At 55.7% G+C, this 17,066-nt stretch carries 18 protein-coding genes; 12 read left to right on the top strand and 6 right to left on the bottom strand.

The genetic code is table 11. The features are described 5' to 3' along the window. Positions 1-140 precede the first annotated feature (140 nt). On the top strand, positions 141-1,460 hold the full coding sequence (locus tag LZP96_RS18050; RefSeq protein WP_258926209.1) for a cytosine deaminase: 1,320 nt from the start codon (positions 141-143) through the stop codon (positions 1,458-1,460). A gap of 4 nt (positions 1,461-1,464) precedes the next feature. Here LZP96_RS18050 and tsgA read toward each other — a convergent pair whose 3' ends face one another. Beyond that, positions 1,465-2,649 (bottom strand): MFS transporter TsgA, encoded by a 1,185-nt coding sequence (tsgA, locus tag LZP96_RS18045; RefSeq protein WP_258926208.1) that lies wholly within the window; start codon positions 2,647-2,649, stop codon positions 1,465-1,467. A gap of 278 nt (positions 2,650-2,927) precedes the next feature. Here tsgA and ppiA point away from each other — a divergent pair, with 278 nt between their 5' ends. From ppiA to argD, 5 genes are all read left to right on the top strand, one after another. Further along, entirely contained in the window at positions 2,928-3,500 is a 573-nt protein-coding gene (gene ppiA, locus LZP96_RS18040; RefSeq protein ID WP_064327718.1) for a peptidylprolyl isomerase A, read from the top strand. A 106-nt stretch (positions 3,501-3,606) separates the two neighbouring features. Further along, entirely contained in the window at positions 3,607-3,774 is a 168-nt protein-coding gene (gene ficA / locus LZP96_RS18035) for a FicA/YhfG family antitoxin (RefSeq protein ID WP_064497023.1), read from the top strand. Next, positions 3,764-4,366: a putative adenosine monophosphate-protein transferase Fic gene (locus LZP96_RS18030; RefSeq protein ID WP_064327717.1), complete on the top strand. Its 603-nt coding sequence runs from the start codon at positions 3,764-3,766 to the stop codon at positions 4,364-4,366. The genes ficA and LZP96_RS18030 overlap by 11 nt, the downstream gene beginning before the upstream one ends. 29 nt (positions 4,367-4,395) lie before the next feature. After that, positions 4,396-4,959, top strand: coding sequence for an aminodeoxychorismate synthase component 2 (gene pabA / locus LZP96_RS18025; protein WP_258926207.1), 564 nt, complete (start codon positions 4,396-4,398; stop codon positions 4,957-4,959). Between the two features lie 86 nt (positions 4,960-5,045). After that, positions 5,046-6,266 carry a bifunctional acetylornithine/succinyldiaminopimelate transaminase gene (argD, locus tag LZP96_RS18020; protein ID WP_064327715.1) on the top strand — a complete coding sequence of 407 codons (1,221 nt, stop codon included), beginning with the start codon at positions 5,046-5,048 and terminating at the stop codon, positions 6,264-6,266. Here argD and LZP96_RS18015 read toward each other — a convergent pair. Together LZP96_RS18015 and crp are read right to left on the bottom strand one after the other, a co-directional pair. Then, the gene (locus tag LZP96_RS18015) at positions 6,263-8,350 is read right to left on the bottom strand and encodes a YccS/YhfK family putative transporter (RefSeq protein ID WP_258926206.1); all 2,088 of its coding nucleotides are present in this window, start codon (positions 8,348-8,350) and stop codon (positions 6,263-6,265) included. The two genes, argD and LZP96_RS18015, sit on opposite strands and share 4 nt — an antisense overlap. 55 nt (positions 8,351-8,405) lie before the next feature. Then, positions 8,406-9,038 (bottom strand): cAMP-activated global transcriptional regulator CRP, encoded by a 633-nt coding sequence (gene crp / locus LZP96_RS18010; RefSeq protein ID WP_003852956.1) that lies wholly within the window; start codon positions 9,036-9,038, stop codon positions 8,406-8,408. A 310-nt stretch (positions 9,039-9,348) separates the two neighbouring features. Here crp and LZP96_RS18005 point away from each other — a divergent pair, with 310 nt between their 5' ends. Continuing rightward, the gene (locus LZP96_RS18005) at positions 9,349-9,753 is read left to right on the top strand and encodes an OsmC family protein (protein ID WP_064327713.1); all 405 of its coding nucleotides are present in this window, start codon (positions 9,349-9,351) and stop codon (positions 9,751-9,753) included. A 376-nt stretch (positions 9,754-10,129) separates the two neighbouring features. On the opposite strand, the gene LZP96_RS18000 is transcribed toward LZP96_RS18005, so the two are convergent. The 3 genes from LZP96_RS18000 to LZP96_RS17990 are packed head-to-tail and all read right to left on the bottom strand — an operon-like array spanning position 10,130 to position 12,266. Then, positions 10,130-10,999 carry a phosphoribulokinase gene (locus tag LZP96_RS18000; protein ID WP_064327711.1) on the bottom strand — a complete coding sequence of 290 codons (870 nt, stop codon included), beginning with the start codon at positions 10,997-10,999 and terminating at the stop codon, positions 10,130-10,132. A 29-nt stretch (positions 11,000-11,028) separates the two neighbouring features. Next, positions 11,029-11,247 carry a YheU family protein gene (locus LZP96_RS17995; protein ID WP_064327710.1) on the bottom strand — a complete coding sequence of 73 codons (219 nt, stop codon included), beginning with the start codon at positions 11,245-11,247 and terminating at the stop codon, positions 11,029-11,031. Then, positions 11,244-12,266, bottom strand: coding sequence for a hydrolase (locus LZP96_RS17990; protein WP_064328199.1), 1,023 nt, complete (start codon positions 12,264-12,266; stop codon positions 11,244-11,246). The genes LZP96_RS17995 and LZP96_RS17990 overlap by 4 nt, the downstream gene beginning before the upstream one ends. 228 nt (positions 12,267-12,494) lie before the next feature. Here LZP96_RS17990 and mdcA point away from each other — a divergent pair, with 228 nt between their 5' ends. Genes mdcA through mdcE form a run of 5 tightly spaced genes read left to right on the top strand, consistent with a single transcriptional unit; the run spans position 12,495 to position 16,942 of the window. Then, positions 12,495-14,150, top strand: a complete 1,656-nt coding sequence (gene mdcA / locus LZP96_RS17985) for a malonate decarboxylase subunit alpha (protein ID WP_064327709.1) — start codon at positions 12,495-12,497, stop codon at positions 14,148-14,150. Next, entirely contained in the window at positions 14,150-15,007 is an 858-nt protein-coding gene (locus LZP96_RS17980; protein WP_064327708.1) for a triphosphoribosyl-dephospho-CoA synthase, read from the top strand. Before mdcA ends, LZP96_RS17980 begins: the two co-directional genes overlap by 1 nt. Before the next feature lie 9 nt (positions 15,008-15,016). Further along, a complete protein-coding gene (gene mdcC, locus LZP96_RS17975; protein WP_064327707.1) occupies positions 15,017-15,316 on the top strand; it encodes a malonate decarboxylase acyl carrier protein in 300 nt (99 codons plus the stop codon). After that, positions 15,309-16,142, top strand: a complete 834-nt coding sequence (locus LZP96_RS17970; RefSeq protein WP_064327706.1) for a biotin-independent malonate decarboxylase subunit beta — start codon at positions 15,309-15,311, stop codon at positions 16,140-16,142. The genes mdcC and LZP96_RS17970 overlap by 8 nt, the downstream gene beginning before the upstream one ends. Further along, on the top strand, positions 16,142-16,942 hold the full coding sequence (gene mdcE, locus LZP96_RS17965; RefSeq protein ID WP_064327705.1) for a biotin-independent malonate decarboxylase subunit gamma: 801 nt from the start codon (positions 16,142-16,144) through the stop codon (positions 16,940-16,942). The genes LZP96_RS17970 and mdcE overlap by 1 nt, the downstream gene beginning before the upstream one ends. The last annotated feature ends 124 nt before the right edge of the window (positions 16,943-17,066 follow it).

Here is a 17,066-nt window from a genome sequence, read left to right as displayed (position 1 = left end):
AGATTGCTGATTTGTCAGGATTTTTATAAGTACCGGAAATGACTCACTTTTCGTCAGCGGCGATTTTGTGTACAAAATAGGGGGCTTATTGCTCAAATCCGGTACTCCCAAATTTCAGCGGCTTTTTTCAGGGGAACACTATGTCGACAACACCGCTTTGGCTGGTTCAAAACGTTCGTTTACCGAATCGGGAAGGGCTCTGGCAAATTGCCATTGAGCAGGGGCGTTTTGGCGAGATCCGTCCCATGGGCGAGGACACCCATGATGAGAGCCATGAGGTATTAAATGGTCGTGGCGGTCTGGCCATTCCGCCTTTTATCGAGCCGCATATTCATCTCGATACCACCCAAACGGCCGGCGAGCCACGCTGGAATCAGTCCGGCACGCTGTTCGAAGGGATCGAGCGCTGGGCGGAACGCAAAGCGCAACTCACGCATGATGATGTGAAAGCGCGGGCGTGGAAGACCCTGAAGTGGCAAATGGCAAACGGCATTCAGTTTGTCCGCACCCACGTTGATGTGTCCGACCCCTCACTTACGGCCCTGAAAGCGATGCTGGACGTTAAGCGCGAAGTGGCCCCGTGGATTGAACTGCAAATTGTGGCGTTCCCGCAGGAGGGGATACTTTCCTATCCTGACGGCGCGGCCTTGCTGGAAGAGGCGCTAAAGCTGGGCGCCGACGTGGTAGGGGCAATACCCCATTTTGAGTTCACCCGGGAATACGGCGTGGAGTCGTTACATATCGCTTTTACGCTGGCAAAAAAATACAACCGTCTGCTGGATATACATTGCGATGAAATCGACGATGAGCAGTCGCGATTCCTCGAAACCGTGGCGACGCTGGCGTACGAAACCGGAATGGGCGACCGGGTGACCGCCAGCCATACCACCGCGATGCACTCCTACAATGGCGCTTATACCTCACGGCTGTTCCGGTTGCTGAAAATGTCGGGGATTAACTTTGTGGCCAACCCGCTGGTCAATATTCATCTGCAGGGCCGCTTTGATGATTATCCGAAACGACGCGGTATCACCCGGGTAAAAGAGTTACAGGAGGCGGGGATCAACGTCTGCTTCGGGCATGATGATGTCTTTGACCCGTGGTATCCGCTGGGGACGGGCAATATGTTGCAGGTTCTGCATATGGGCCTGCACGTGTGTCAGATGATGGGCTTTCAGCAAATTGATAGTGGCTTAAACCTGATCACCCATAACAGTTCAAGAACCTTTGGGCTGAAGGATTATGGCATTGAGACGGGGTATCCGGCGAACCTGATTATTCTGCCGGCAGAAAACGGATTTGAAGCCGTGCGCTGTCAGGTGCCGGTGCGCTGGTCGATTCGCCAGGGTCGGGTCATTTCAATGACGCAGTTACCGCAAACGTGGGTGCAGATGGACACGGGGGGAGAGGCGGTGCTCTTTACGAAAAACAGCCCCTTTGCTGAGCGCAAAGGGGCGTAATGGATCAGTGACCTGCTGCGGTCGCGTTATGCTGACGGTGGCGGGTCACAAAGCCCAGCACCAGGCACATCACAAAGACCACCGCGTACAGGGCGTTCGCGGTGTGCAACGCGGCCAGAGGGCCGCTGTGGGCGACAATCGGGCCGGTGACCACGAAGGTCAGCATGGTACCGATGGTGCCGCAGGTCAGAACAAAGTTAACCAGCTTCGGCGAGGCGACTTTCGTCTGCAACGAGCCCAGCGTAATGATCGAGGTATAAATCGCGCTGGAGAAGAAGCCCAGCGTCAGGATAAACCACGGCATATGTTCTGGTGAGCCGTTGATGAACAGGTACATCAGCACGGTGGCTGCCCCTGCCAGGACGGTCAAAATGCGCTGTAAATCGAAGAAACGCAGAATGAAGCTAAATGCCCACATGCCGAACATGTAAGACATCCAGAAATCGCTCACCAGTTTACCCGCGTCATTCAGGCTCATGCCCAGACCTTTGGCATACTCCGGCACCCAGGAGATAAAGCCCAGCTGGCCCAGGATGTAGCACAGCGCGGCAATGGAGAGGAACAGTACGCCAATACCCCATTTTTCTTTCACGACTGTTTCAGTCGCGTTGGGCGCTTTTTTGCCCAGCACCGGAAACTCGCAGCCGAAGGTCAGGATAAAGATCGCCACGTAGACCAGGCCGATACAGGCATAAACCCAGTACCATTCGATGCTGCGAGCCAGCAGAGCGGCGGCCACCATCGGGAAGATCATGCCGGCCATACTAAAGAAGGAGTCGGTAAACAGCAGACGTGCGCCGCGCTGACGCCCTTCATACATGTGGGTGATCAGGAAGGTCCCGATAGACATCGTGATCCCGCTTACCAGACCCAGCACGAACATGGCGGCAGAGAACAGGGCGATGCTGTGGCTGAGCATCAGACCCGCCACGGCGGCGACCATCAGCACAAAGCCAAAGCGCAACTGCGTTTTCAGCGGGACGATTTCCATCAGCCAGGCATTCAGGAAAATAGAGATGAGGATCCCTGCATTCAGGAAGGTGAAGGTATTACTCATGCTGGAAACGGGCAACTGGAAATAGTCTGCGATGTTCCCCATCACCATTCCGGTGACGATCACCAACGCACCGGTCAGGGCGTAGGAGAAGAAGCTGATCCATGTGAGCTTGATGCGATTGCTGTTAGTCATGTCTGGCCTGTTCAAAGAAAAGTAAAGCGCGTTGACGGCGCTCGAGCGGGCAGATTTTAGACATTAAAGTGATCCATTCATATCTTTTATGGGTAATTAGATTCTTATTGCAGGATTTTGTGTGATCTAAGTCACATAAAAATGTGGCGTAACCAACCGTTTGCGTGGTTACAACTGTTTCAATTTCGTAAAATTAGGTAAAAGGCTGGTCTACATCCATACTGCTCTTTAGAATCAAGCCACTCGCTTTCTTTTCTGCGCTTTGTTAAGGAATTCTCATGCTCAAATCAACACTGGCGGCTGTCGCAGCTGTGTTTGCTCTTTCTGCCGTTTCCCCTGCTGCGCTGGCAGCTAAAGGTGACCCTCACGTTCTGCTGACGACTTCCGCAGGGAATATTGAGCTGGAACTGAACAGCCAGAAAGCTCCTGTTTCTGTTAAAAACTTCCTCGACTACGTGAACAGCGGATTCTATAACGGCACCACGTTCCACCGTGTGATCCCGGGCTTTATGCTGCAGGGCGGTGGTTTTAACGAGCAGATGCAGCAAAAACAGCCGAATGCGCCGATCAAAAACGAAGCGGACAATGGTTTACGCAACACCCGCGGGACCATTTCCATGGCCCGTACCGCAGACAAAGACAGTGCAACCAGCCAGTTCTTCCTGAACGTGGCCGATAATGCCTTCCTCGACCATGGTCAGCGTGACTTTGGCTATGCCGTATTTGGTAAAGTGGTGAAAGGAATGGATGTGGCGGATAAGATTTCTCAGGTCCAGACCCATGACGTGGGTCCCTACCAGAATGTGCCGACAAAACCGGTCGTTATCCTCTCCGCAAAAGTCCTGCCGTAACCGCCTCTGCACGGGCGATTCTCGCCCGTGTTGTTTGACCCTTCCTGCGAAAACGCGTTTTGCTGCTTATACTTGTGGCAAACGGACACATTCAGGGAGGCGTGAAGTGAAAAAACTCACCGACAAGCAAAAAGCCCGACTCTGGGAGCAGCAACGCAATGCCAATTTTCAGGCCAGTCGACGGCTTGAAGGGATCGACACCCCGCTTGTTACGCTAAACGCCGAAGAGGCGCAGAGCCGTCTTGAGGAACTCAGGAGGCACTATGAGCGATAAATATGGCGATGGCCGCGACCCGTACCTCTATCCCGGGCTGAATGTGATGCGTAATCGGCTGGATATCCGCCAGGCAGACAGGCTGGCGCAAGCGGCCTATGAGCTGACCGCGCTGCGTGCGGCGACGCTTGACCTGGGCCCCCCTGCGCGAGGTTTACCCCATTTATGCGCGATTCATCGTCACCTCTATCAGGATGTGTTTGACTGGGCGGGCGAGATTCGTGAGATGGATATTTATCAGGGGGATACGCGCTTTTGCCACTTCGCGTATATCGAGAAAGAGGGCAACAGCCTGATGCAGGATCTCGAAGAGGAGGGGTATCTCGTCGGGCTTGAGAAGAGTGAGTTCATTGCCCGACTGAGCCATTACTATTGTGAGATTAACGTCCTGCACCCGTTCCGCATTGGGAATGGGATTGCTCAGCGCATCTTCTTTGAACAACTGGCGATCCACGCCGGCTATCAGCTCAGCTGGCGGGATATTGCGCCGGATCAGTGGGCGGCCGCCAATCAAAATGGCGCGATGGGCGACCTGTCGGCACTGAATGCCATCTTTGCCAAAGTAGTGAGCGAAGCGCGGGAAACTGAGTAGAATAGGGCGGCTAATTTTCGGGAGCCGCCATGATTTTGCTGATTGATAACTACGATTCCTTTACCTGGAACCTTTACCAGTACTTTTGTGAACTTGGTGTTGAGGTGGTGGTTCGGCGTAACGACGCGTTAACGCTGGAGGATATCGAAACATTAGCGCCGCAAAAAATCGTTATCTCTCCCGGCCCCTGCACCCCGTCTGAATCCGGTGTTTCTCTGGAGGTCATTCGCCATTACGCAGGGAGGCTGCCGATCCTCGGTGTCTGCCTGGGTCACCAGGCGATTGCACAGGTTTTTGGTGCGACCATCGTCCGCGCGGCGCGCGTGATGCATGGCAAAACGTCCCCGGTGACCCATACCAGTACCGGCGTTTTCGCCGGGCTTAATCAACCCCTGACGGTGACACGCTACCATTCCCTGATAATTGACCCGTCCACCCTGCCCGCATGCTTTGAAGTCACCGCCTGGAGCGAAACACAAGAGATCATGGGGATCCGTCATCGGGAGTGGGATCTGGAGGGCGTGCAGTTTCATCCGGAGAGTATTCTGAGCGAACAGGGACATGCGCTGCTGGCTAATTTTCTTCATCGCTGAATTTTAATTGCCTTGCTTTGATTTTTTATGCATATTTTGTGATTATATTTTCACAATCTTTGTGACATAAAATGGATGGGCATGACATGGCTACTGAACAATCTGCAATCACACGCGCAACTTTCGATGAAGTCATTCTGCCGATTTATGCACCGGCCGAGTTTATCCCGGTAAAAGGGAAAGGCAGCCGGGTCTGGGATCAGCAGGGTAAAGAGTACATCGATTTTGCGGGGGGGATTGCAGTGACGGCGCTCGGGCACTGCCATCCTGCGCTGGTGGACGCGTTAAAAACGCAGGGGGAAACCCTCTGGCACACCAGCAACGTCTTTACGAACGAACCAGCGCTGCGCCTGGGCCGTAAAATCATTGATGCCACCTTTGCCGAACGCGTGCTGTTTATGAACTCGGGCACGGAAGCGAACGAAACCGCGTTCAAACTGGCGCGTTTCTATGCCTCCACGCGTCACAGCCCGTATAAAACAAAAATTATCGCCTTCCACAACGCCTTCCACGGTCGCTCGCTGTTTACCGTGTCGGTGGGCGGGCAGCCAAAATATTCCGACGGCTTTGGCCCCAAACCGGCGGATATCATTCACGTTCCTTTCAACGATCTGCACGCCGTAAAAGCGGTGATGGACGATCACACCTGCGCCGTGGTGGTTGAGCCTATTCAGGGTGAAGGCGGCGTAACGGCCGCAACGCCAGCCTTCCTGCAAGGTTTGCGCGAGCTGTGTGATGCCCATCAGGCATTGCTGGTCTTTGATGAAGTGCAAAGCGGCATGGGGCGGACCGGCGATCTCTTTGCCTATATGCACTATGGCGTCACGCCGGACATCCTGACCAGCGCCAAAGCGCTCGGCGGCGGTTTCCCGGTGAGTGCGGTGTTGACCACGCAGGATATCGCCTCGGCATTCCACGTTGGCTCTCACGGTTCCACCTATGGCGGTAATCCGCTGGCCTGCGCGGTGGCCGGGGCAGCATTCGATATTATTAATACGCCTGAAGTGCTGAATGGCGTGACGGCGAAACGCGAGCAGTTTGTGCAGCATCTTCAGCAGATTGACGCGCAGTTCGATGTCTTTACCGAGGTGCGGGGCCTGGGCTTGCTGGTGGGGGCAGAACTGAAACCTCAGTACAAAGGCCGGGCGCGTGATTTCCTGCATGCCGCTGCCCATGAAGGGGTGATGGTGCTGAATGCGGGGCCAGATGTCATGCGCTTTGCCCCGTCGCTGGTGGTGGAAGAGAAGGATATCGAAGAGGGGTTAAACCGTTTTGCCGCTGCGGTCGCGACGATCGTTAAGGCCTAATACGCCGTGCGCTTTAAGCGACGGGTTAACCAAATTCCGTGATGCGGACGCTGACGCCATGCCACCGACGAAATAGTGTGCATGGTGTTCAGGTGCCCCAGTATACGCTGCAAATGCTGCTCCAGCGTGCTCATAGGCCCGTAGGTGAGTGTCTCTGGTCCTTCCATAATGTTTATATCCCCCGACTCGCCAGGCGCGTCATATTCCAGTCGCTGCTGGCAGCGTTGCAGGGCGATTTCACAGGACTGCAAATAACGCTGGGCCAGATCCGGCGTCAGCATCGTGTGCTCACGCGCCAGCGTTGTCATCGCGTTGATATGCTCAACGATAAACTGACTGTGCGTGACCCACAGTTTCATGTCCGCCAGATAATGCGCATTAAAACCCGGCTCCTGCATTGCCTGATTGAGGGAGTTAAACAGCGCGTTGTGCGCCTGGTTCACCTTCATACGTTGATAGGCCAGCGGAGATGGCTGTGGGTCGTCGCTCAGAATCAGGCGAATCGCCTGCTGATCGGCTTCCAGCGCATCGTGGGCGTTTTGCCGTAATAATCCGCTCTGCCACTGCGGCCATAGCCAGACCATGCCACCAAATGCGATCAGGCAGCCGATCAGCGTATCAATCAATCGGGCGACAATAAATTGTTCTCCGTTGAGGGTGAGCAACTGCAGGGTGTACACCGCCGTGACCGTGAACCCGACCGTCGCCCAGCCGTAGTTTTTCCGGATAATCAAATAGCTGACCAGCGTAATCACGAGCATCCCTGCCAGCGTATAGCCGTCCGGGACGTGGAAGTGCAGCGTGATGCCAGCGATCACCAGTCCCGCGAGGGTTCCGCCGGAACGATGAAGAATGCGCACCCGCGTTGCGCCGTAACCGTTCTGGGTCACAAAGAGGATGGTCATTAAAATCCAGTAAGGTTTAGGCAGATTGAGGGCCATTCCCATCAGGCTTGCGATGCTTAACATCACGCTTATTCGCGCCGCATTTCGTAGCGCGGAGGATTTAAACGACAGATAGCTCTTCAGTGCGGGCAACAGCGGCAGGCGTTTTTGCTTATCGGCCATCAGGTCGCGGGGATAGAGAGGGCGCTGGGTGAGGAGTACGCGGGCAATGCGGCTAAAGTGCCATGCGCAGAACTGGCCGACAGGGTTATCCGGATGCTGGCGGGCAATTTTTTCCAGCGCGCCGAGTGGTTTGTCCATGTTAAAACGCGTCGGATAGCGATGGTAAAGAATGTCATCCGCCAGCACGCGCAGGCGGCTTGCGACGGTCTGGGCATTCCAGCGAATCACGGCTTCGGCGTGGCTACGTTCAACCAGCTTCTGGACTTCGCCGGGGTAATGCAGGCTGACGGAGATATGCTCCTGTAAATCCAGACCCACCTGAAACGTTCGCAGCAACCGCTTGTATTCGTGATTATTATTGGCGGCCAGCATGTGGAGTTGCTGATAGCACTGACTGATCAGATCAACGACTTTTTGTTGACGCGTCAGCAGGGGCGGCAAGGCTTTTTCCGGATCGTTATGCTGGGTCAGTAAGGTGTATTTCGCTTCACAATAGTCAGCGAGCTGAACGTAAAGCAGGCTTAACGATTCACGCAGCGGTTGTTCGCGCCACATCCAGAACCACAGCCAGTTAAACAGGCCATACCATAGCGTACCCAGCGCGTAGATGAGCAGAGGTTCCCAGATGGGCATGTTACCGGCGAGGCTGAGCGTAAAAATCGCTGCAATCAGGGAGGCAGGCAGCAGGCGGGCATGAAGCGAGCTGATCTCTGCCGTGACGCCCAGCGTCATCGCCAGCACCGTCAGGATCAGCGGCAGGGGGATGTCACGTGCCAGCAGCAGCTGGACCGCAAGGCTACAACCGGCGAACAGGCATCCACCAATAATCAGGCGTTTGAAAAAGCGTTTATGCGGCGTGTCGAGACCCGCAATGTTGCAGCAGGCAGGCACAAGGGAGAACAGCAGACCGTGCTGCAGATGGCCGAGAAGTAAGCCGATAGCCACGGGAAGACATAACACCAGCGTCTGCCGAAGTGCGTAGTTAACTTCCGGGTGATAAATCAGCCTGCGCCACATGGGGAAGAGACAAAAACGGCGTGCTATCTTGCGACGGCACGCCGTTTAATCGGGGTTAACGGGTTCCGTAAACCACGATCGTTTTACCGTGCGCGGAGATCAGGTTCTGATCTTCCAGCATTTTCAGAATACGGCCTACTGTCTCGCGTGAACAACCGACGATCTGACCAATTTCCTGACGGGTAATTTTAATTTGCATACCGTCCGGGTGGGTCATGGCGTCTGGCTGTTTCGCCAGGTTCAGCAGTGTCTGTGCAATGCGGCCGGTGACGTCCAGGAAGGCGAGGTTACCCACTTTCTCAGACGTGACCTGCAGACGGCGAGCCATCTGCGAAGAAAGACGCATCAGAATATCCGGATTAACCTGGATCAGCTGACGGAATTTCTTGTACGAAATTTCAGCCACTTCACAGGCTGATTTTGCACGAACCCAGGCGCTACGTTCCTGGCCTTCTTCAAACAGGCCCAGTTCGCCAATGAAATCGCCCTGGTTCAGATAAGAAAGGATCATCTCTTTCCCTTCTTCATCTTTGATCAGCACTGCCACCGAGCCTTTAACGATGTAATACAACGTTTCGGCTTTTTCACCCTGGTGAATCAGCGTGCTCTTAGATGGGTACTTATGAATGTGGCAATGAGACAAGAACCATTCGAGAGTCGGGTCTGTTTGCGGTTTGCCAAGCACCATGCGCTGTTATCCTCTGTTATAAGCTGTCACCAGAGTCATAAGATGCATCCGGACTCTGGGGTTGCAATCGAATTCTTACCCATACCTGGGAAGTCGGCTGTCTTAATCTGTCGCAGCCAGTAAAGTTTGATGTCCTCTGCATACATGTGTAACGTCAATGTATTACTGTAGCATCGAGACTGTTTTAGCATAGCTTTAGCCGCGTGTCTCCTGGTGTCTCGCTTCAGCATGATGCAGGTCGCCTTCCGTTGCGAGAATTGTCACGCCCGCGTAATCTGTTGAGATATGGGCAACGTTGGAGTTATTAAAAATGCAAGCGCGTGTGAAATGGGTTGAAGGTTTAACGTTCCTGGGCGAATCCGCTTCGGGACACCAGATTCTGATGGACGGAAACTCCGGCGATAAAGCCCCTAGCCCAATGGAAGTGGTGTTAATGGCGGCAGGGGGATGTAGCGCGATTGACGTTGTCTCTATTCTGCAAAAGGGGCGTCAGGAGGTGACGGATTGCGAAGTGAAGCTGACCTCGGAACGCCGTGAAGAAGCGCCACGCCTGTTCACGCACATCAATTTGCACTTTATTGTGACCGGTAAGGCACTGAAGGATGCGGCGGTGTCTCGTGCCGTGGATCTCTCTGCGGAAAAATACTGTTCTGTGGCGTTGATGCTGGAGAAAGCGGTCAATATTACCCATTCGTATGAAGTGATTGAGGGGTGATTTTCAGGCATTGTGCGGTCTGATGCCCTCACCCTGACCCTCTCCCACGGGGAGAGGGGACTGTTTGTGTGGTCTGATGCCCTCACCCTGACCCTCTCCCACGGGAGAGGGGAGTGTTAGTGTGGTCTGATGCCCTCACCCTGACCCTCTCCCACGGGAGAGGGGAGTGTTAGTGCGGTCTGATGCCCTTACCCTGACCCTCTCCCACGGGGAGAGGGGAATGTTTGTGCGGTCTGATGCCCTCACCCTGACCCTCTCCCACGGGGAGAGGGAAATGTTTGTGCGGTCTGATGCCCTCACCCTGACCCTTTCCCACGGGGAGAGGGGAGTGTTTGTGTGGTATGTATGCCCTCACTCTGTTGGTGAGGGCAAGTGATTATGCGATCTGCTTTCCTTCCATCAGTCGCTGCACCAGCGGCATCATAATTAACTCCATCGCCAGCCCCATCTTTCCGCCTGGCACGACCAGCGTATCCATGTGCGAAATGAATGACCCTTGCAGCATCGCCAGCAGCCACGGGTAATCGATGCCTTCCAGATTACGAAAATGGATCACCACAAAACTTTCATCCAGCGATGGGATGCCTTTCGCCGCAAACGGGTTAGAGGTGTCTACGGTGGGTACGCGCTGGAAGTTAATGTGCGTGCGCGAAAACTGAGGGGTCAGGAAGTTAATATAATCTTCCATGGAGCGGACCACTGAATCCATAACGGCTTCACGGGAGTGGCCGCGTTCGCTGGTATCTCGCGTCAGCTTTTGGATCCACTCCAGATTGACGATAGGGACCACGCCAACCAGCAAATCAACGTGGCGGGCGACATCGTGCTGGGGCGTGACCACGCCGCCGTGCAATCCCTCGTAAAACAGCACGTCGGTGGGCTCAGGTAGCGGCTGCCACGGGGTAAAAGTACCCGGAACCTGATTCCAGGGAACGGCTTCATCGTAAGTGTGCAGGTATTTGCGCGCCTGCCCTTTGCCGCTTAAACCGTATTCTGCAAAGGTCTGCTCCAGCAGGCCAAAGTCATTCGCCTCGGGGCCGAAGTAGCTGATGTGCTTACCTAAATCTCGCGCTTTGCGAATAGCCATGTCCATTTCCGGACGCGTGTAGCGGTGAAAGCTGTCGCCTTCGACCTCCGCCGCCCGTAGGCTGAGCTGCGCGAATATTTTGCGAAAAGCGAGGCTGGTGGTGGTGGTTCCCGCACCACTTGAGCCGGTAACGGCAATAACCGGATGTCTGGCGGACATAGCAACTCCCTGACTAAAAGATGGAGCAATCAACCGCGAAACTGATTGCGGGGCATAATGTTGACGGTTTCATGCAGTTCAGACCACACCAGCAACACCTCGCCACTCTGTAGCTGCCGTTTCACATCGGCGACTTTCTGTTCTAGCGAACGTTCATGTTCACCATAATCGGTGCCTTCACGTAATACAAAGCTTTCAATCAGGCTTTCCAGCGTTTCGGGAGCCAGATCCTGCCAGGGAATCATCATCGTGTTCTGTCCAGATAAGGGGTTAACCAGTCGGGGATGCGCGTTTCCAGCCACATTGTCGGGCGTCGTAGCGTGCCGCCGATAAAGCCCACGTGTCCACCATGCTCCGTCAGTTGATATTCCACATTGCCCGGCAGGTGCTCGGGCGCCGGGATGGAGTGATGGTCCATAAAGGGATCGTCCTTCGCATGGATGATCAGCGTCGGCTGGGTGATCTGATTCAGCAACGGCATGGCGCTGCACTGACGATAATAGTCTATTGCGTCGGCAAAACCGTGAATTTTCGAGGTGATAAGATCGTCAAACTCACGAAGGCGACGCATGCCTTTTAACTGTTGCAGATTGACCGGTAACGAATCCGGGTAGGCTTTCAGTTTTCGCGCCGCATTGGCCTTCAGGAGATTAAGCAGATAGCGCTGATAAACCCGAGAAAACCCCTTTTCCATATGATAACTGCACTGTTCCAGCATAAAGGGTGCTGAGACGATCACCGCCGCATCCAGCGGCACGGTGTTCCCCTCTTTCGCCAGCAGACAGGCGAGCATATTCCCGCCCAGCGAGTAGCCTACCGCTGCGGTGGGCGCAGGCCCCCAGGTCCGGGCTAGCCATTGCAGGAACCAGGTGCCGTCTTCAGTTTCGCCCGAATGGTAAATCCGCTTCTGGCGGTTGGGTTCGCCGCTGCATCCGCGAAAATGCATCACCACGCCAAGCCAGCCGCGCGCTTTGGCTGCATGAATCAGACCATGCGCGTAAGGGCTGTGCAGGCTGCCTTCGAGGCCATGAAAAACCACCAGCCGCGGTTTGTGCGTAGCCTGCGCCGGATCCTCGCTCCAGGCCAGATCGACAAAGTCGTCGTCGGGCAGATCCAGGCGCTGCCAGTGAGGCGTAAATTGCACTTTGCGACGCAGTAATCGCGGCAGCATGGTTTGCAGATGTGGATTCGCCACACCGCGCAGCGGCACAAAGGCGGCGCTCTGCTCACACGCGATGTCGAAGTCCGAAGGGATAATTTGAGTCATACGTTGCGATGTCAGTTTTTGTCGGTTTTTAACGCTGTTTTCCAAAGTGTACTCGTTTAGCCTGGTTTTCAGAAACGCGAACTGATCCGGATCACATATATTTACAACGATTATTACTCTCAGGCTAATGATTCATCACTACGCTTGATTGATGACTTTCTCACCTACGCGCATTCTTTACTCAGCGTTAAGCAAATCAGAATGATGTGCTGAATCAGGAGGTTAATAATGTTATCTGGGCAAACACCCGCCCGGCTCTGGAACACGCGACGCACCGAGAAAGCGCGCCGTCTGGCTTCAGTCCCGGTCCAAGGCAAGGTCCTGCCGACCGACGATTTCGTCGCGATGCTGGAGAAACTGATTGCACCAGGCGACAAAGTCGTACTGGAAGGCAATAACCAAAAACAGGCCGATTTCCTTTCCCGCTCACTCGCTGAAGTGAATCCGCAAATTGTTCATGACCTGCATATGATCATGCCAAGCGTCGGACGCAGCGAACATCTGGACATCTTCGAAAAGGGCATCGCCCGCAAACTTGACTTCTCCTTCTCCGGGACACAGAGCCTGCGCATCTCGCAGCTGCTGGAAGATGGTCAACTCGAAATCGGCGCGATCCACACCTATATCGAACTCTATTCACGCCTCTATGTAGACCTGTCGCCTAACGTGGCGCTTATCGCGGGCTTTAAAGCGGACCGTAAAGGGAACCTGTATACCGGCGCCAGTACCGAAGACACTCCCGCTCTGGTCGAATCCGCCGCGTTCCATGACGGCATTGTCATCGCCCAGGTGAATGAACTGGTTGACGACGAATGCGACCTGCCGCGCGTCGATATTCCTGGCTCCTGGATTGACTACGTGGTGGTTGCGGACAAGCCGTTCTTTATCGAACCGCTGTTTACCCGCGACCCGCGTTTGATCAAACAGGAACATATCCTGATGGCGATGATGGCGATTAAAGGCATCTACGCAGAACATCAGGTTCAGTCCCTGAACCACGGTATCGGTTTTAACACCGCCGCGATTGAACTGCTGCTGCCAACCTACGGCGAACAGCTGGGTCTGAAGGGCAAAATCTGTAAGCACTGGACCCTGAACCCGCATCCAACCCTGATCCCGGCCATTGAAAGCGGCTGGGTGGAAAGCGTGCACTGCTTCGGCGGCGAACTGGGGATGGAAGAGTACATTCGCGCCCGTCCGGACATTTTCTTTACCGGCGCTGATGGCTCTATGCGTTCTAACCGTGCCTTCTGCCAGCTGGCAGGGCAATACGCGGTCGACATGTTCATTGGTTCCACCCTGCAGGTGGACGGCTATGCTAACTCCTCTACCGTTACCCGTGGTCGTCTGTCTGGTTTTGGTGGTGCGCCGAACATGGGGCATGACCCTCACGGTCGTCGTCATGCAACGCCTGCCTGGCTGAACATGATTACCGAACCTGACCCGATGCAGCGCGGTAAAAAACTCGTCGTTCAGATGGTCGAAACTTTCCAGGCGGGCGTTAAACCGACCTTCGTGGAAAAACTCGATGCGGTGGACGTGGCGAAAACCTCCGGCATGCCGCTGGCACCGGTGATGATCTATGGCGATGACGTCACGCACGTGCTCACCGAAGAGGGTATTGCGTACCTCTATCGCGCCAAAGACCTCGAAGAGCGCCGGGCGATGGTGGCGGCCGTTGCGGGGATCACCGATATCGGCCTGGGCGTCGATGCGAAACGTGTGGCGGAGCTGCGTCAAAGCGGCAAAGTCGTTTACCCGGAAGATATGGGTATCCGTCGTACCGATGCCACCCGCTCTCTGCTGGCGGCAGGCAGCGTGTCTGACCTGGTGGAATGGTCCGGCGGTCTTTACAACCCACCTGCGAAATTCCGGAGCTGGTAATGAAACTTCTGCCCCAGATTCAGGTTGAAGGCGGTGCCGAATGGCTGGCGCGAACCGCCACGCAGTGTCTTATTGACGAAGCGCGACTAAGCCCTAAACCCGGTCTGGTGGACAGTCGGGGAAACGGGGCGCACGACGATCTCACGCTTGCGTTGATGGAGCGGTCTGCCCGCAGCCTGACCCCGACGTTTCAGGCGCTGGCCCTGCAAAGCTGGCAGCGTCCGGCAGATATTGCACTCAGACAAACCGTAGGGCGTCTTGGTCGCGAAGGCGAGCAGCAGATGATGGCTGCCACACAAGGCGTAAATACCCACCGTGGCGCGATTTGGGCGCTGGGCTTGCTGGTTAGCGCGGTGGCGATGTCAGGCGGCAGCGCCAACGCGCATGCCGTGGCGGCCACTGCCGCAGAGCTGGCAAAATTGCCGGATGCGGCGGCCCCGAAAGTCTTCAGCAAGGGACTTCGCGCAACCCATCGTTATCGCGTGCCGGGTGCCCGAGAAGAAGCGCAGCAGGGGTTTCCGCACATTATTCAGCGGGCACTGCCCCAGCTTCGTCTCAGCCGCCTGAGCGGCAGCAGCGAAACCTGTGCCCGGCTCGATGCGCTCATGGCCATCATGACGTCGCTCACCGACACCTGCGTGCTATCCCGCGCCGGTATGGAAGGACTCGACGCCATGCAGGACGGCGCCCGCACCGTGCTGAAGGCCGGGGGAACCGCACAGCCGGCAGGGCAAAGCGCCTTAGCGGAGTTAGACCGTCAGATGCTCGCACTAAACGCATCGCCTGGCGGCGCGGCCGACCTGCTTGCCGCCACGCTGTTCCTCGATCGCATCGATACGCCCTATTTACAGCATTAAGAGGATGTTATGGAAAAAATTACCTTAACTCTGCCCGCCAGCCGCACGCTAAACGGTAAGGCGCTGGCAGGGGTCGTCGGCTCCGGGGATATGGAGGTATTGTTTACCGCCGAACCGGGCCAGACGCTCACCGTTGATATCACCACGTCCGTTGACAACAGCCGTAGCCGTTGGGAGGCGCTGTTTACACGTCTGCAAACCGTCAGCAGCCTGCCTGCCGGCACGCTGACCATCCACGATTTTGGCGCAACGCCGGGTGTGGCACGCATTCGTATCGAACAGGTCTTTGAGGAGGTGAGCTATGCGTGACGATCGCAGTTTTATCGAATTGAAAGCACGTCAGCGTGCGCACGCCTTGCTGGATGAAGGGAGCTACCGCGAACTGCTGGATCCTTTTGAAGGTATCGTCTCTCCGTGGTTAGGCGCTCAGGGCATTGTGCCTCAGGCCGATGACGGCATGGTGGTGGCCAAAGGCACTATCAAGGGTCAACCCGCTGTTGTGGTGGCGATTGAAGGCGCATTCCAGGGCGGCAGTATGGGCGAAGTGTCCGGTGCCAAAATGGCCGCAGCGCTGGAGCTGGCGGCAGAAGATAACCGCAACGGCATTCCCACTCAGGCGGTGTTAAGCCTGGAAACCGGCGGCGTCCGCTTGCAGGAAGCCAACCTTGGCCTGGCGGCGATTGCCGATATTCACGCGGCCATTGTTGACCTGCGCCGCTATACCCCGGTGATCGGCATTGTTGCCGGGACCGTGGGCTGCTTCGGCGGGATGTCCATTGCCGCAGCGCTGTGCAGCTATCTGATTGTGACTCGCGAAGCGCGTCTGGGTCTGAACGGCCCGCAGGTTATCGAGCAGGAAGCGGGTATTGAAGAGTATGACTCCCGCGATCGTCCGTTTATCTGGAGCATGACCGGCGGCGAAATTCGCTATGAAAGCGGGCTGGTCGATGCGCTGGTGGGCGACGGGGTCAACGCCGTGAAACAGGCCATGAACGAGGCGATTGCTAAAGGCGTTCCGGCAAAACACCGTACCGATAACTATGACTGGTATCTGGACCGTCTGACCCGTTTCGACACGCAGAAACAGGCCGATACCGAACAAATTCACGCGCTTTTTGCCCGGGAGGAGAAATGATGACTCACTCAGTAAGCCGCGGTGAACTCTGGCTGCAAACTCTTGCACCGAACGCGCAACGTCTTGAAGGGCTTTGCCCGTCAGTACAGGCCGCAGACGCGGAACTTAACGGCGAAACCACACGTTTTATCGCCGTCGTACCGGATGCTAACAACCACTTCCCACGCGCTGCACAAGGCGAGGTGGGTCTCCTGGAAGGCTGGACGCTGGCGAAAGTGGTCAGCGAAACCATCGCTGCCGATGCGGATAAAGCCGTTAAGCGTCCGATTGTGGCGGTGATCGACGTCCCAAGCCAGGCCTATGGCCGTCGCGAAGAGGCGTTTGGGATCCATCAGGCGCTGGCCGGTGCGGCAGGGGCGTATGCCAATGCCCGTCTTGCGGGCCATCCGGTGATTGGCCTTATCGTCGGTAAAGCGATGTCTGGCGCATTCCTGGCGCACGGCTATCAGGCCAACCGTCTGATTGCTTTTAACGACACGGGTGTACTGATCCATGCGATGGGCAAAGAGTCCGCCGCGCGTATCACCCTGCGTACCGTCGAGGCGCTGGAAAAACTGGCCGCCACCATTCCGCCGATGGCATATGACATCAGCAACTATGCCACGCTGGGGCTGCTGGAAAATCTGCTGGATATCAGCAATCCCGACGCCCCAACGGACAGCGATCTGACGCAGGTGAAAACCGCGCTGCAACAGGCCATCAATGACGCTCGTCAGGATGCCACACTTAAAAGTCGTTTGGGTGCGGACAACCGTCGCAGCTCAGCGCTTGTACGCGAGCGTATGCGCGCAAGCTGGTAAGAACAAAGACCTGCCAGATGGACAACCCCGTGGGCGCAATTGCTGCGTCCACGCGGGGGAGTTCGTCCTGAAAAATAATAATCATCGCGCCAGTGCTAAACGATTTTTCTCTTTAATACAGGTG

Origin of the sequence: Huaxiibacter chinensis, assembly GCF_022171985.1 — a bacterium.
Taxonomy (GTDB): domain Bacteria; phylum Pseudomonadota; class Gammaproteobacteria; order Enterobacterales; family Enterobacteriaceae; genus Enterobacter; species Enterobacter chinensis_A.
This window is presented reverse-complemented; position numbering and strand designations above follow the sequence as displayed.

What these genes read in the sequence shown, in the direction of transcription:
- LZP96_RS18000 (WP_064327711.1), bottom strand. Translation starts at nt 10,999, where the DNA reads ATGTCCGCCAGACATCCGGTTATTGCCGTTACCGGCTCAAGTGGTGCG.
- LZP96_RS18015 (WP_258926206.1), bottom strand. Translation starts at nt 8,350, where the DNA reads ATGTGGCGCAGGCTGATTTATCACCCGGAAGTTAACTACGCACTTCGG.
- LZP96_RS17995 (WP_064327710.1), bottom strand. Translation starts at nt 11,247, where the DNA reads ATGATGATTCCCTGGCAGGATCTGGCTCCCGAAACGCTGGAAAGCCTG.
- mdcC (WP_064327707.1), top strand. Translation starts at nt 15,017, where the DNA reads ATGGAAAAAATTACCTTAACTCTGCCCGCCAGCCGCACGCTAAACGGT.
- LZP96_RS18030 (WP_064327717.1), top strand. Translation starts at nt 3,764, where the DNA reads ATGAGCGATAAATATGGCGATGGCCGCGACCCGTACCTCTATCCCGGG.
- pabA (WP_258926207.1), top strand. Translation starts at nt 4,396, where the DNA reads ATGATTTTGCTGATTGATAACTACGATTCCTTTACCTGGAACCTTTAC.
- LZP96_RS18005 (WP_064327713.1), top strand. Translation starts at nt 9,349, where the DNA reads ATGCAAGCGCGTGTGAAATGGGTTGAAGGTTTAACGTTCCTGGGCGAA.
- LZP96_RS17990 (WP_064328199.1), bottom strand. Translation starts at nt 12,266, where the DNA reads ATGACTCAAATTATCCCTTCGGACTTCGACATCGCGTGTGAGCAGAGC.
- mdcE (WP_064327705.1), top strand. Translation starts at nt 16,142, where the DNA reads ATGACTCACTCAGTAAGCCGCGGTGAACTCTGGCTGCAAACTCTTGCA.
- crp (WP_003852956.1), bottom strand. Translation starts at nt 9,038, where the DNA reads ATGGTGCTTGGCAAACCGCAAACAGACCCGACTCTCGAATGGTTCTTG.
- mdcA (WP_064327709.1), top strand. Translation starts at nt 12,495, where the DNA reads ATGTTATCTGGGCAAACACCCGCCCGGCTCTGGAACACGCGACGCACC.
- LZP96_RS17970 (WP_064327706.1), top strand. Translation starts at nt 15,309, where the DNA reads ATGCGTGACGATCGCAGTTTTATCGAATTGAAAGCACGTCAGCGTGCG.
- argD (WP_064327715.1), top strand. Translation starts at nt 5,046, where the DNA reads ATGGCTACTGAACAATCTGCAATCACACGCGCAACTTTCGATGAAGTC.
- LZP96_RS18050 (WP_258926209.1), top strand. Translation starts at nt 141, where the DNA reads ATGTCGACAACACCGCTTTGGCTGGTTCAAAACGTTCGTTTACCGAAT.
- ppiA (WP_064327718.1), top strand. Translation starts at nt 2,928, where the DNA reads ATGCTCAAATCAACACTGGCGGCTGTCGCAGCTGTGTTTGCTCTTTCT.
- tsgA (WP_258926208.1), bottom strand. Translation starts at nt 2,649, where the DNA reads ATGACTAACAGCAATCGCATCAAGCTCACATGGATCAGCTTCTTCTCC.
- LZP96_RS17980 (WP_064327708.1), top strand. Translation starts at nt 14,150, where the DNA reads ATGAAACTTCTGCCCCAGATTCAGGTTGAAGGCGGTGCCGAATGGCTG.